The organism is Chryseobacterium indologenes, from assembly GCF_001295265.1.
GTDB classification, from domain to species: Bacteria; Bacteroidota; Bacteroidia; order Flavobacteriales; family Weeksellaceae; genus Chryseobacterium; species Chryseobacterium indologenes_A.
Map to the genome: position 1 here is coordinate 301,441 of NZ_LJOD01000002.1, position 14,391 is coordinate 315,831.

Genomic DNA, 14,391 nt, shown 5'->3' on the forward strand with positions numbered 1-14,391 from the left:
TTAAAAAATGTAAAAAACACCACTTTTTGTCGTTTTTTTATCGTTGATATGCGGAAATTTATTATTGATTTTATTTGTATTTTTTATATAAGCCTGGATTTAATTTAAATAATCTTTTTTATGATTAAAAGTTGTTTATGTTATTTCTTAAATCGGTGGTAATGAAAAATCTTTTGTAATTTGCCTCAAACTTATCGTATGAAAATTTTTACAGCAGAACAAATTCGTCAATGGGATCAGCTTACTGTTTCCCGTGAATCAATTACTTCTCTCAAACTAATGGAAAGAGCGGCTTTGGCGCTGGCCGGATGGATCTCGGAGAATTGTAAAAATTATACCAGATTGGCTCTCTTTTGCGGCCCTGGAAACAACGGCGGCGACGGTTTTGCAGCAGCCCGCATTCTGTATACCAAAGGATTTGATGTAGAAGTATTTGTGCCGGACATTAAAGCAGAGTTTTCCGAAGATGCTTCCGTAAACCTGCAAAGACTGAAAGATTTCTCAGGCATTTCAGTCCGGGAACTCAGCGGAATGGAAGAATATTCCTTTGATGATGAAACTGTGATTATTGATGCCCTTTTCGGAACAGGATTATCCAGACCTCTGGATGGAATCTATAAAAAGCTGGTTTCGGAAATTAATGAAAAGAAAGGGGTGAAAATTTCCGTGGATATTCCTTCTGGTTTATCTGCAGATAGTGTTTTTACAGAAGATACGGTTGTTTTTAAAGCCGATTACACCCTAAGCTTCCAGTGCTGGAAAAAGAGCTTTTTACATCCGGAAACAGGAAAATATACAGGGAAAGTAATAGTCCTGGATATCGGACTGAGTCCCGAATTCCGGGAACAGGAAAATTCTGAAGACTATGTTACAGATCAGCATGTAATCTCCCGGATTTTTAAACCCAGAGAAGAATTCTCCCATAAAGGAACTTATGGAAAAGTGACCATCGTTGGCGGAAGTTATGGTAAAATAGGCGCAGCAGTATTATCTACCAGAGCGGCGTTGAAAACAGGTGCCGGACTTACCTTTACGCTGGCCCCGGATTGCGGATACATAATTTTACAGACAGCCTGCCCTGAAGCCATGTTTATAAAAGGAGGAACTGAATATATTGAGAATATCGGAAATGAAGAAAACAGCGTTTACGGTATAGGACCGGGGCTGGGAACCCATGAGAAAACCAGGAAAGCTCTTTTAGACTTCTTAAAACAGTACAGCAGCCCTGTGGTTTTAGATGCTGATGCATTAAATATGCTCTCAGAAAACCAGGAAAGTCTCAAATATATTCCTGAAAAATCTATTATTACTCCACATCCTAAAGAATTTGAAAGGCTGTTCGGAAGTACAGCAAACTCTTTTGAACGTTTGGAGCAGGCCCGTAAAAAAGCAGGTGAACTTAATATTTACATTATCTTAAAGGACCATCACACCCAGGTGGTTACTCCTGAAGGAAGAGTGTTTTATAATATCACAGGAAATGCCGGACTTGCCAAAGGAGGAAGCGGAGATATTCTTACGGGAATTCTGGCTTCACTGCTTGCTCAGGGGTATTCAACAGAAGAAGCATGTCTGCTGGGAGTGTGGCTTCACGGAAAAGCAGCTGACCTGGCTGCGGAAAAATATGCGAAAGAATCAATGCTTCCAACAGATGTTATTAATGAATTGGGGAGCGTTTTCGGTAAGCTGAACAGGAAGAAGATGAAGCTTTAGAAAACACAGAAACAAGAGTAAATAAAAAGACCGGTCTGTATCTGCAAACTGGTCTTTTATATTTATTGAGTGGGAAGGTAGCTGTTTACTCTTTTAATGATATTGTACGCTGGCTGCCAATACATATAACTAAAAATAGCTTCCCGTTTCCTTCTAACCTTTTATCCTCAGATTATTCCGGTTTCTCGTTCTCTGCCGGAGTGATTTTAAATTTTTTGGAAACAATCATGATAATTACCCCTGCAATCATAAATGGAATGGAAAGTATCTGTCCCGTATTAAGTCCCCCGAACTGTATAAATTCATCACCTTGCGGCTCTTTCAGAAATTCTACAAAGAATCTTACTGCCCAAAGAATGATGAAAAACAGTCCGAATAACCATCCCTGCTGGTATTTTTTATTGGTTTTTCTGTATAATATCCATAATAAAATGAACAGACATACATACCCGAATGCTTCAAAAAGCTGGCTCGGATAACGCGGAACCGTTACTCCATATTCGCTACTCTGCTGTGGAAAAAGAATAGCAAACGGAGAATCGGGGCTCACAGGTTTTCCTATAATTTCAGAATTGAAGAAATTTCCCATCCTTACAAATGCTCCGCCTAAAGCAATAACAATTCCCAGCCTGTCATATACCCAGAACGGATTTTTTCTGATAATTCTGAATGAGTAATATAAGGTAGTGAAAATCAATGCGATGGTTGCTCCGTGGCTGGCTAATCCCGAAAATCCTGTAAATTTAATTCCGTTTTTAGTGCTTATTGGTAAGAACACACTCCAGAAATCTTCCTTGAACAGTTCCGGCTGGTAGAAAATAACATGGCCAAGCCTTGCTCCGAGAATGGTCCCGATCAGCGTCCAGGTAAAAAGAGGCTCCAGATATTTTTGGTTGATGTTATCAATTTTAAAGATTCTGGACATCAGGATATAGCCGAAACCAAATGCAAAAACAAACATCAGGCTATAAAAATGCAGGGTAAATGATCCCACCTGAATCCCTTTTGAAGGATCCCAGATTTTGAAGGACGTTTCCAGAGATACATGATCTGATTCTGTAATGGGCTTTGCCGATTTTACAGCATATTTGAAGTGTTTGATATTGTCCTGGGTAACCTGACCTTCAATCAGTTTGAAATTTTTATCAAAAAACTGATAATGGGCACTTTTGTATTTGGCCAGAGTCAGAATGCTGTAATTGAGATATGCCGGTTCAAAATTAGACTCATTCAGAATAACCAAAACATTTTTATCGGTTGGCTTTTCCGGAAAAGAACTAAGATCACCGTTTTCTGTTGTTGAAAAAATCTTTACCGGAATGCTGTTTTCATTTACTTTTAACGTTCCGTCAGACAGGCCTCCGGCATATTCCTGTGCAAAGGCAATCTGCGTAAAGAAGGCAAAAATGAAGAGGTAAATTCTGAAAAAAGGAGTACTCATTTCTATTGATTTAATAGTTGATTATTGATCTTATTTTTTAGGTGGAACCGGATCATAGCCGCTACCTCCCCAGGGATGACATCTTGAAATTCTTTTCGCTCCCAGCCAGAATCCTTTGAAAATACCATGTACCTGAAGTGCTTTCACCATATAATGAGAACAGGTAGGCTCGTAACGGCAGTTTTTGGGAAGTAATGGCGAGATGAACCATTGGTAAAATTTTATCAGAATTACCAAAGGAAAAGTAATGATTTTATTGAATGTAAGTTTCAAAACAATGCAAAAATAGGCTAAAAAAATGAAAATTAGTTTAATTTTGTTAGAAGTTTCGGAGATCCTGAGAAGGACCCTTTATTCAAAAAAAATAAAATTATCTTGAGCCAGAATATACCATTAGCCGAAAAATTAAGACCTAAGACATTGGATGAAGTTTTAGGACAGGAACATCTTACCGGTGAAAAAGGCACGATCAGAAAAATGATCGAAAATAATACCTTGAACTCACTGATCCTTTGGGGGCCGCCGGGAACAGGAAAAACAACGCTGGCAGAAATTATTTCTGAAAAGTCGGGGAGAAAGTTTTATAAGCTTTCGGCAGTATCATCCGGAGTGAAAGATGTGCGGGATGTAATTGAGGATGCCAAAAAACAAAATCTGTTCTCAGGAAAATCCCCGATCCTGTTTATAGATGAAATTCACCGTTTCAATAAATCGCAGCAGGATTCATTATTGCATGCCGTTGAAAAAGGATGGATTGTTTTAATTGGGGCAACAACAGAAAACCCAAGTTTTGAAGTGGTTTCCGCCCTGCTTTCCAGAAGCCAGGTGTATATTCTGAAAGCGCTCAGCTATGAAAAGCTTGAAGAACTTATTGATATCGCGTCCGAAAGATATAACAAAGATGAAGGAACAGACTTTAAAATTCTTGAAAAAGAAGCCTTCATTCAGTATTCAGGGGGAGATGCCAGAAAACTGATCAATTCTGTAGAGCTGGTTCTGAACCAATATAAAAATTCGAAAACCACTGAAATTATTAATACGGATGTTCTTGAAGTACTTCAGGAAACAATGGCTTTGTATGACAAAAACGGTGAACAGCATTACGATATTATTTCTGCTTTTATCAAATCAATGCGTGGGGGAGATCCGAACGGAGCTGTGTATTGGCTGGCCAGAATGATTGCAGGCGGTGAGGATATCAAATTCATTGCAAGGCGGATGCTGATTCTTGCAGCAGAAGATATAGGCCTGGCTAATCCCAACGCACTGGTCATTGCCAATAACTGTTTTCAGGCGGTGAATGTGATCGGAAATCCGGAAGCAAGAATTATATTAAGCGAAACAGCGGTTTATCTGGCAGTTTCTCCAAAGAGTAACTCTACTTATATGGCTATTAATGATGCACTGGCACTTGTAAAGCAAACAGGAAACCTGCCGGTACCATTACATTTACGAAATGCACCAACCCAACTGATGAAGGATCTGGATTATGGCAAAGAATACAAGTATGCCCATTCGTACGAAGGTAATTTTGTAGAGCAGGAATTTCTTCCGGAAGAAATTAAAAACAGTAAATTTTATGAACCCGGAAATAATGCTACTGAGAAAAAGATCTACGAAGAATTAAAGAAAAAATGGTCTCATAAATACTAAAAAAAAGAAGGATGCCGGCAGGTATCCTTCTTTTTTGTGTATGAAAAGAAATTTTATTTATTGGTGATGAACAGTGTTTTTTTTCCGTTGTAATCTTTAACTTCAAACTGACCCTGAACAATATCGGCATATACTTCGATGCTGGTATCAGGAAACTCTGTTCCTTCAATGAAAACCGGAGTTTCCGGTGCAAGGTTATACTGTCTGTTCATCTGGGATAATGTTACCCTGTCCAGACCTTCATATCCTTTTTTAAACTTAACTTCAGCAAGGCCGTTCTGGGCAATAAAACTGTATTTTTTCAGGTTTTGAGGAAGGCTGGCTGCATTTTTATAACTTGCAGTGCTTTGTACCACCTCTTTTCTTGTATTAAACATCTTTACGGTTCCGATAACGCCGTTGGCAACAGCGAACTTTACTGAAGAACTGTTCTGGGCAAATAAAGTTGCAGAAGACAACAATAAAAAAGAATAAAGAAATTTTTTCATAATCAGAATGGATAACTGTTAAAAACGGATAAATATAACTATTTTTTATAAATTATTGATATATTTTTATGATATTTCAATAATTACTTACGAATAAATGTTTTTGCCCGCCGAAGCAACGGTTCAATATATTTGAGCTGGTAGATATTGATAAACACCTTGAATTCAGTACCTATTTACTCTTTTAAAAATAAAATCATAATGTCAGTGCTGTCGGGGAAGGATAACCTATAATGACAGGAAGGCTGATTTTAAAATCTGAAACTATATATTTAAGGAATTGAAATTGAAATTCAAAAAGTTGAAAAAATATTTAACCATTAATCCCGGACTTTCTTTATTCTTTAGCGTCATCATCTTTTTTATCAACCATGTTTTTAATGATTTTTTTCAGACGTTGGAAAGTAAATGACCCCAGAAGCAGGAGAACTCCCAAAATGATAAAAGCGACGATTCTCGATACATTGTCCATTTCCCAGACATCATGACCGTAAAGCTTTAAGATCATTATCCCAATGAGAGTAAAACCGATTTTGCTGTACTCAGAGCTGTTTCTTTTCAGTCCGGTATAAATGAAGACACAGGCAAGAATGGTCCAGATAATCGGAAGGTAAAGCATGCTGAAATGTTCTTTTGCTGTATATAAAAAAGAAATATCCCGCACCGTTCCCAAAATATAGGTGTGATAGATTCCGCAGCTTACGGCGATAACTAAAGCTGTTGAAATAAGCCAGTAAGATAGTTTGGTTTTATAAAAACCTGTTTCGGGCGCGGCATTTCGGTAGATATAGATGAAAGGAATCCAATGCAGGAAATGAATCATATAAAACCCGTAAGCAAGTTTCTTTAGCAGGACTGCGGTTACCACTGCCGATACAGAGAAAGAGGCATGAACACTCAGTAAAAAAAGAAACAGATAAATAAGTCCCGTCTGAATATTTTGGTCAATGTCCAGTTTTTTTCTGAATAACAGTAATGCAAAAATATAATAAATGCTGTATAGAAGTCCGGTGCTGGTAATGGCGGACCATGGCCTGCCGGACATATGATAAGTGATTTCCAGAAGAAGCGTAATATAGATAATACCATAACTTGTCAGTACAAAAATATTTTCGAAAAAGCTTCTGGGTTGCCTGTTGTCATGGCTGATGTTTTTAAGCAGAAACAGATTGATGATGGTTGAAGCAGTGGTAACAAGGCTTGTGAGGAATACCGGATTGAAAACAATGTTCATGGCTTTGTTGTTGAAATAGGCTGACCAGGTGATGACCTGCGCGGTGATCACTAATGGAAACAGAATATAAAAGCAGGTTTTAAAAATCCGGTGGCCTGTTTTTTTCCAGATGAAAAGCAGTAAAGTGGCTTCTATGGCCCAGACACTGGTAATAAGATGAGCTTTAAACTGAATAGCGACTGCCAGAGTAATGAGACTGATCGTAATGCCTGCAAAGACAGAGTAAGCAGTACCAAAGCTTCTCTTTCCATATTCCCTGAGAAGCAAAATACTGTTTAAAACGGCAAAAATAACAGGGAAAATAATAGCAGGTTCATAGTGCAGCTCATTAAAAATATAGATGAGGCCGGTAAGACTGGAAAAATTAATTAAAACAAGCATCAGTATTCCGGATACCGCCAGCGTATTTTTCTTAAGATATTCCTGAAGGGCAAAAATATAAAAGATAATATAGCTGATCATGTAAAACAGGATATTCAAAATTTCAGGATGATCAGCAGTCCAGTAGAAAAGATAGAGGCTGGTGAAAATATAAGCAGTCCATCCTACACTTTTCCAGTGCTTAAGAAAAACCACTGCAAGCATTCCTGCATTCAAAAGGCTAAGGTATGTAAATAGGAAAGGGTAATTGCTCTGGCCTGTACTGATCATTAAAGGCGCAGAAAAACCGCCGATTATTGAAAAGATAATTAATATTTCGCTGTTATAGCGGTAAGAAAGCAGAATAGACAGAAGGGTAATCAGTGAGGTAATTAAAAATGCCGTGTTTGGGGGAACGAGATGGTATTCCCTGAACGCAATTGTTGTAGTAAAATACAAAACAGCAATTCCTCCGCCTGTAATGATTGAAGCAAAAACTGCATAGTTTTTTCTGAGCAAGTGACCGGTAAGCATTATTCCTGCTCCTGCTCCCAATCCGATAAGGGTTCTTGCGGTTTCTCCAATCCAGTTTTTATCTATAGCGTATTTAACAAAATAACCAATACCCAGAACCAGAGTGAAAATTCCCAGAATGGTCAGAAGATTTTGCTTTAAAAAATCAAAAACGGGAACAGTCCAGTCTTTTTTCGGAAGGGAAGGGAATGTTTCTGTGTTAATTTCTTGTGATTCCGGAGCTGTTAGAATTTCGTGTTCAGCGGCCTTAGGAGTTTCGATAATGATATCCTGTTTCCGGATATCAACGTCTGGCTGAGATGTTTTACCAAGTCTGGCGCTCAGTTCACGGACTTCATTTTCCAGCTTTTTAATTCTGGAATTCAGGCTGGTGAAAATATAAATGCCGGCGATAATGATTATAGTGAGGAGAACTGTTTCACCCATCGTTTCGTTTTTATCAGATATAAAGGTAATGCTTATCATTCTGATACCAAAAATTAATCCATCACAGTAGGTGTGATGGATTAATCGTGTTGAGTAATTAAATTATATGTTGATTAATTTGATACTTTATAAATATAAAAGCTGCCGACACTTGTTCCCAATACATTGGCATTAACGAAACCAGATCCTGTAATCCCAAAAGAGACTCTGTCATTAGCCTGGAAACTGTAAAGAGACGATACGTCAGCTTCTGAAATAGTCAGACTGAGTACCAGAGGAATGGTTAGACCGTTGAATGTCCGGTTGTCTATAAGAGTGGCAACATTGTTTCTGGTTCTCAGGATCCCGATTCCCGGCCCTGTGGTACCAAGGAGTTCAGCCTGTAAACCGGCACCGTAGCGAAAAGAAAATCCCACCTGGTAAACCCCTGTTGAAGGAATGACATAAGAGTAATCTGTATCAGAGAATAGAGCTCCGGATCCGATATTTCTTTCTGCTGCTACGAAGTTGATTACTTTGAAATCCGTAGGGAAAATCTGCAAACTCAGAAGACTGAATCCGCTGGTTTTCTTTGCTGCAAATACAGTAGGGTTGGAGATAGAGTTAAAAAGTACTTGTGGGTCAACTTTGGAAACCTGGGCACTTCCCTGATTAAGAGCAAGAATGTCGTAGCCGGGTAAAGTAGGAGATGCCGGAATATCTCTCACTTTTACAGTTCCGTTAACGTCCAGTGTGGCAGATGGGGTAGCTGTATTTATCCCAACTTGGGAAAATGCGCTGATAGCAGTTAACGCTAAAGCTAAGCTGTAAATTTTAGTTTTCATGAGCAAATTTTTTTAATTAGTTTTCATTTTTACATACAGTAAAAAATAGAATATGTTTTGTGATATGTTTAACGGTATGCTAAATATACTATTAATTTCTTAAACATATGTTTATATGTTATTAAATTTTTTTACATAAAAATGTTATTGACTTTTATTTTTTAATTAAAAATGCTGTATCTAAAGGAAAATCAGAGGTTAGTTCGTGATAACTGGAATAATTGAAAGTGGAGTAATTTCATTGTTTTGTGATAAAAAAATAGGAAAATAGAAGGGATCGGCTTGTTTTATAGATAGATAAAGGGGTGGAATTTGTGCAATAATTTCCCCAAAATGACGTTTAAGGAGCCTGAATTATGTCAAATGCCAAAAAAAAACACCGCCAAAGGCAGTGTTGATAGGGTAATAATAGAGGTTTATTTTAACTTTCCAAAAGGTATTCTTTATAGCTTCCGAGGAAATCAACTTCAGCGCTGATAGATTGAAGTTCAAGAAGAACATTCTCATGCAGAATATTGTTCCATCGGCCTTCCACATTAATAAAGAAGAAGTAATTACCGAGTCCTGTTTTTAACGTTCGGGATTCAATCTTGCTGAGGTTCATTTTTCGCCAGGCGAAAACAGAAAGAACCTGGTGAAGTCCTCCCGGATGATCTTCAGGCAGGTTAATCAGCATACCGGATTTCTCTCCCAGAATCTGGAGCTTGTCATTTTGATAGCTGGTATCCTGTTTGGAGATCACAATAAACCGTGTATGATTCTGCTCGAAATCCTGAATATTTCTGTTAACGATTTTCAGGCCATATAAATTAGCAGCAAACTGATTGGCCACTGCAGCAATCTTCAGGTCTTTATTTTCTGAAACATATTTTGCTGCTGCAGCAGTAGAAGAGAAGTCCTGCTTTGCAATATCCTTATAATGAGTATCCAGAAAATGAAAACTCTGGGCCAGGGCCTGTGGGTGAGAATGGATTTTTTCTACATCCTCTATATTGTTCTCTGGATGAATCATCAGATGATGCGCAATAGGCATCACCGCTTCTGCTTCTATTTTAATGGATGGGGTTTTATATAAATAATCCAGTGTCATGGAAACTGTTCCTTCAATAGAGTTTTCCAATGGTACAACCGCTTTTGAAACTTCCCCCTGGTCTACGGCTCTGAAGCAGTCTAGAATATTGGCCTGCGGAAGTAATTCCTCGTCCGGGAAAAGTTGTGTGGCTGCAAGCTGTGTAAAACTGGCATGAGGGCCCAAAAATGCAATCTTCATATATTATATATAAGGTGTAATTAAAAAAAATAAGTGCAAAGGTGCAAATTAATTTCAGAAAAGAATTTAAAAGTTCAGTTGGTCTGAAAACTATTTCCAATTAGCTTCAATTAATTTCATCAAAGCATCCGGACACCTGATGATTTTATTCGTTTTTGCATCCAGGAAAAAAAGAGTAGTGGATGCTTCTGTGATTTTTATCATCTCTTCATTATAAATTTCATATTCAAACTCAATCCTTACTCCCGGAATTTTTTTTATGTAGGTGTGAATTTCTAATTTTTGATCATACAAAGCTGGTCTCAAATACTTAATTTTGTACTCCGAAACAGGAAGCCAAATTCCTTGGTTTTCAATTTCATCGTATGACATTCCTATGCTTCTGAAGAGTTCTACTCTTCCAATTTCAAAGTACTGGGCATAGTTGCCGTAGTAGACATATTTCATAGGATCTGTTTCTCCGTAACGTACTCGTATTGAGTGTGTTGTGTGTATCATTTTTAGTAATAAATTATACATACAAATATATTTTTAAATAATCAATACCCGCAATATTTTTTTTTAAAAAGAAAAAATTGGACCTTTGTCTTCCTTCTAAAAACAGTACTAACTAAAGAATTAATCGGGGCAGAATAATGGATGAAAATTTAATGATGATATGGCAGAAATGCCTTCAGTTTATGCGGGATAATTTAAACGCTGCTGAAGATAATTCTGATCTCAAAAAACTTGAAAAATCTTTCGATATGCTATTTGATAAGGTGCAGCCAATTTCATTGGTAGCAAATAACCTTACGCTGATCGTACCGAGTGATTTTTACAAGGAATACATTGAGGACAATTACCTGTCCCTGCTTTCTGCTGCCCTGAAGAAAAATATTGGAAAAGGAGTGAAATTATGGTATTCAGTAATGGAAAACAGACCGAAAGGTCAGGAAAAACCTGTTACCATGAACATCAAGGGACAAAGCGTTCCTACTCCTAAAACCCAGGAAACAATGCCCCAGGGATTTTCCGCAAATATCGTGAACCCTTTTGTAGTTCCCGGTATAAGAAAAGTAAATATAGATTCCAACCTGAAGCCGGATTATTCTTTTGATAGTTATGTAGAAGGAGAAAGCAATAAATTTGCTGCTACGGTAGCAAGATCTATTGCTAAAAGACCGGGAGCAACCGCTTTCAATCCGCTGTTTCTTTATGGAGGGTATGGAGTAGGGAAAACCCACTTAGGACAGGCCGTAGGACTTGAGGTGAAAAATCAGTTTCCGGATAAGGTAGTTCTTTATCTGTCTTCTGAAAAATTCATCCAGCAGTTTATCTCTGCTGCCAAAGCACACAAACAAACTGAGTTTGCCAACTTCTATCAGATGGTAGATGTCCTGATCATCGATGATATTCAGTTCCTATCCGGTAAATCTGCAACACAGGATAGTTTCTTCCATATATTTGACCACCTTCACCAGAACGGAAAACAGATTATCCTTACTTCTGATAAGGCCCCGGCTGATATTATGGATATTCAAGACCGAATTGTTTCCCGTTTCAAATGGGGACTTTCTGCAGAAATCAAATCTCCTGATTTATCTACAAGAAGACAGATTATTGAAGATAAGCTAAGCAGAGACGGAATCGTTCTTCCCGGAGACATGCTTGATTTCCTTGCCGCTGAAGCAAAAACAAATGTACGAGAGCTGATCGGGGTAATTAATTCCGTAATCGCTTATTCTACAGTGTACAAGAGAGACCTTAGTCTTGAATTGCTGAAAGAAACAATCAACAGGATTGCAGCTAATCAGAAAAAAGTCATCAACATTCCTTATATTCAGGAAGTGGTATGTGATTATTTCGGAATCAAAAAAGAGCAGCTTCTCTCTAAAACCAGAAAAAGAGAAATTGCTTTGCCGAGACAGCTGGCAATGTATTTCTCAAAAGAATTTACCAACTCTACTTTCACGAAGATCGGGGAAGAAATGGGAGGAAAAGACCACTCCACGGTAATGTATGCATGCGATACCATCAAAGACGTATCAAAAATAGATAAAGAAGTTAAGAAATACGTGAAGGATCTTACAGAAAGAATCAAGCAGTAAAAAATAACTGAAATTAAAATAATAAAAAATGGAGAATAGTTTTATTCTTCATTTTTTATTTAGCTTTGTTTAAACCAAAAACTAAAATTTTTTCATTTTTAAAATAAAGAATATATGAATATTTTGATGGTCTGTCTGGGGAACATCTGTCGGAGCCCTTTAGCGGAAGGAATTATGAAAGAAAAGCTTGGAGATGGTTTTAATGTAGATTCCGCAGGAACCATATCGCTTCATGAAGGAGAACATCCGGATAAGAGAGCCGTAAAAACCGCAGCCAGTCATGGAATTGATATTTCCGGGCAGAAATCCAGGCCCATCACTAAAAGAGATTTTGAAACCTTTGATAAAATCTACTGTATGGATATTGATGTATATGAAGATGTAATTTCAAAGGCACGGAATGAAGAGCAGCGCCAAAAAGTTTTTCTGTTTCTGGAAGCCTCAGGAGATCATAAAAATGCAGAGGTTCCGGATCCTTACTGGGGCGGAATGGAGGATTTTGAAAACGTTTTCCGGCTTTTGGATAAAGGATGTGATGCTATTCTAAGACAAATCATTAAATAACAGGATACGCCGATGTATTGCTTATATTAAGCTTACATTTTATTATCCTTCACTCAAAAAACGAATTATAAATAATAAAATGCTTTTTTTACTCCCAGCCTACCTTTCGGAAAATACTTCTATCACTCATTTTTCACCTGTGATAAAGGATTACATCATGCAAACGGATTATTTCTTTGTGGAAAACGAAAAGACAGCGAGAAAAGTCGTTAAATTTTTTGCTCCGGAAAAGAAACAATCAGATCTGAAGCTGTTTTTACTGGATAAATACACTGAAAATGCCGATATTAAAGAAGCACAGAACCTGATGCTGAAAGGGCAGGATTTTGGATTACTTTCCGAAGCAGGCTTGCCCTGCATCGCAGATCCGGGTAATCTGATCGTAAAATGGTGCCATCAGAAAAATATCAGAGTACTTCCTGTTTCCGGACCTTCTTCAATTATTCTTGCTTTGATTTCAAGTGGATTCAACGGGCAGGAATTTACTTTTCATGGGTATCTGCCGATTGATAAGGGTGAAAAGAAAAAACAGATCCTGCATCTTGAAAGCCTGGTTCAGAAAACAGGGTATTCACAGATCTTTATGGAAACCCCATACCGTAATAATCAGCTTTTTGAGGATCTTACGAAATTCCTTTCACCTAATACCAAACTCTGTATTGCCGCCAATATCAACGACCCGGAACATGAGTTTATTCAGACAAAAACAATAACTGACTGGAAAAAAGCTAAGCCCGAACTGCATAAAGTTCCTGCTGTATTTGTGCTTGGAAAATAATACAAATGGCTTATGTATGCTGAATAAAATATAAAAGATGAGTGTTTTATCTGAAGCATATTCTGATATACCAATTGCAAATAAAGTGGAAATATTTGATTTTTACTATTCTGATCTGAAAAACTTAGTTATCTTAGATATAATTATTAAAGCTCAAATCATTTAATACAATATGGATAACAGACAAAACTCAGAAGATACCGTTCCGTTTGGACTGGCCATTGCTAATCGCGTTGCAGACCAGCTGCTGAACGGTCATATTTTAGGCTACTGCCATCGTGATTACTGCGGAATGGGTATGAAGGCAGATGGAAATCAAAGGTTTTTTTACGGAGAAATCTATGATTGCGATTTTGATGCCCCGAGAGTATTTGAAAACAGGGATCTTTTTGTTTCCTGGCTTTCCGTACAGTCTACAGCTTCATTGGCCCGTATGGGTGATGAAGATTTTTATGCAGGAAACCAGGTGATCTCAAGAAAACGCATACTGGAATTTATTCAATAAAAATACACAACGATCCCTGCTATGAAAAAATGTACTATTGCAATGATGCTGACAGCCATTCTGCTTTTCATGATTTCCTGCAGCCCGGATGCCGCAAAAAAGACAAAGTCAGTAAGGTCTGATGATGTAAAGAAAGCAGAGACTCTCTGCTGGAAAGACATCAGAGCAGGAGAGCTTCCTCCGGTAGGTGCCTACGATGCTATTGACAGCCTGGTGAAAAAATGGAATCTTTGCTACGAACGGATAGAAACCGGATGTGAAATAACCGACAGTATCCGGAAAATTCAGAATGAAGCTGACCAGACTAATGAAACTTATTTCAAAAGCCTCGAGAAAAAACTGGGTAAAGACTGGAAAAAGCAGTTTGACAGGGAACTGCATTTATCTGACAGCATCAACTGGATAAAAATCAGCGAACAGATAAGAAGTATGAATAAGTGATATTTTGTTTCTGGTAATATTTCACTGATTAATCCTTTTTGATTTCTGGTCTTTTTTTCAGGCAGACAGC

At 37.8% G+C, this 14,391-nt stretch carries 14 protein-coding genes; 7 read left to right on the top strand and 7 right to left on the bottom strand.

Features of this window, described 5'->3' with window-relative positions; translation table 11 throughout:
- Positions 1-198: 198 nt before the first annotated feature.
- Positions 199-1,713, top strand: a complete 1,515-nt coding sequence (locus AOB46_RS05445; RefSeq protein ID WP_062697074.1) for a bifunctional ADP-dependent NAD(P)H-hydrate dehydratase/NAD(P)H-hydrate epimerase — start codon at positions 199-201, stop codon at positions 1,711-1,713.
- A 172-nt stretch (positions 1,714-1,885) separates the two neighbouring features.
- Here the strand turns inward: AOB46_RS05445 and lgt are convergent, their stop codons facing one another.
- Together lgt and yidD are read right to left on the bottom strand one after the other, a co-directional pair.
- Positions 1,886-2,752 carry a prolipoprotein diacylglyceryl transferase gene (lgt, locus tag AOB46_RS05450; RefSeq protein ID WP_062697333.1) on the bottom strand — a complete coding sequence of 289 codons (867 nt, stop codon included), beginning with the start codon at positions 2,750-2,752 and terminating at the stop codon, positions 1,886-1,888.
- Positions 2,753-3,184: 432 nt separating this feature from the next.
- Positions 3,185-3,427 carry a membrane protein insertion efficiency factor YidD gene (gene yidD / locus AOB46_RS05455; protein ID WP_062697076.1) on the bottom strand — a complete coding sequence of 81 codons (243 nt, stop codon included), beginning with the start codon at positions 3,425-3,427 and terminating at the stop codon, positions 3,185-3,187.
- A gap of 102 nt (positions 3,428-3,529) precedes the next feature.
- Here yidD and AOB46_RS05460 point away from each other — a divergent pair, with 102 nt between their 5' ends.
- Entirely contained in the window at positions 3,530-4,807 is a 1,278-nt protein-coding gene (locus AOB46_RS05460; protein WP_062697078.1) for a replication-associated recombination protein A, read from the top strand.
- Between the two features lie 53 nt (positions 4,808-4,860).
- Here AOB46_RS05460 and AOB46_RS05465 read toward each other — a convergent pair whose 3' ends face one another.
- The 5 genes from AOB46_RS05465 to AOB46_RS05485 all read right to left on the bottom strand — a co-directional run bounded on the left by AOB46_RS05465 (position 4,861) and on the right by AOB46_RS05485 (position 10,441).
- A complete protein-coding gene (locus AOB46_RS05465) occupies positions 4,861-5,295 on the bottom strand; it encodes a hypothetical protein (protein ID WP_062697081.1) in 435 nt (144 codons plus the stop codon).
- Positions 5,296-5,632: 337 nt separating this feature from the next.
- Positions 5,633-7,888 (bottom strand): DUF2339 domain-containing protein, encoded by a 2,256-nt coding sequence (locus AOB46_RS05470; protein ID WP_241489167.1) that lies wholly within the window; start codon positions 7,886-7,888, stop codon positions 5,633-5,635.
- 74 nt (positions 7,889-7,962) lie between these two features.
- Positions 7,963-8,673, bottom strand: a complete 711-nt coding sequence (locus tag AOB46_RS05475) for a hypothetical protein (protein WP_062697083.1) — start codon at positions 8,671-8,673, stop codon at positions 7,963-7,965.
- Between the two features lie 421 nt (positions 8,674-9,094).
- A complete protein-coding gene (pheA, locus tag AOB46_RS05480) occupies positions 9,095-9,943 on the bottom strand; it encodes a prephenate dehydratase (protein ID WP_062697085.1) in 849 nt (282 codons plus the stop codon).
- Between the two features lie 90 nt (positions 9,944-10,033).
- A complete protein-coding gene (locus AOB46_RS05485; RefSeq protein WP_062697087.1) occupies positions 10,034-10,441 on the bottom strand; it encodes an acyl-CoA thioesterase in 408 nt (135 codons plus the stop codon).
- Positions 10,442-10,578: 137 nt separating this feature from the next.
- Here AOB46_RS05485 and dnaA point away from each other — a divergent pair, with 137 nt between their 5' ends.
- From dnaA to AOB46_RS05510, 5 genes are all read left to right on the top strand, one after another.
- Positions 10,579-12,033, top strand: coding sequence for a chromosomal replication initiator protein DnaA (gene dnaA, locus AOB46_RS05490; RefSeq protein WP_062697090.1), 1,455 nt, complete (start codon positions 10,579-10,581; stop codon positions 12,031-12,033).
- Between the two features lie 114 nt (positions 12,034-12,147).
- A complete protein-coding gene (locus AOB46_RS05495; RefSeq protein ID WP_062697092.1) occupies positions 12,148-12,597 on the top strand; it encodes a low molecular weight protein-tyrosine-phosphatase in 450 nt (149 codons plus the stop codon).
- A gap of 79 nt (positions 12,598-12,676) precedes the next feature.
- The gene (locus tag AOB46_RS05500; RefSeq protein ID WP_062697094.1) at positions 12,677-13,375 is read left to right on the top strand and encodes an SAM-dependent methyltransferase; all 699 of its coding nucleotides are present in this window, start codon (positions 12,677-12,679) and stop codon (positions 13,373-13,375) included.
- 172 nt (positions 13,376-13,547) lie between these two features.
- Positions 13,548-13,880, top strand: a complete 333-nt coding sequence (locus tag AOB46_RS05505) for a hypothetical protein (protein WP_062697096.1) — start codon at positions 13,548-13,550, stop codon at positions 13,878-13,880.
- Positions 13,881-13,901: 21 nt separating this feature from the next.
- Entirely contained in the window at positions 13,902-14,321 is a 420-nt protein-coding gene (locus tag AOB46_RS05510; protein WP_062697098.1) for a hypothetical protein, read from the top strand.
- The last annotated feature ends 70 nt before the right edge of the window (positions 14,322-14,391 follow it).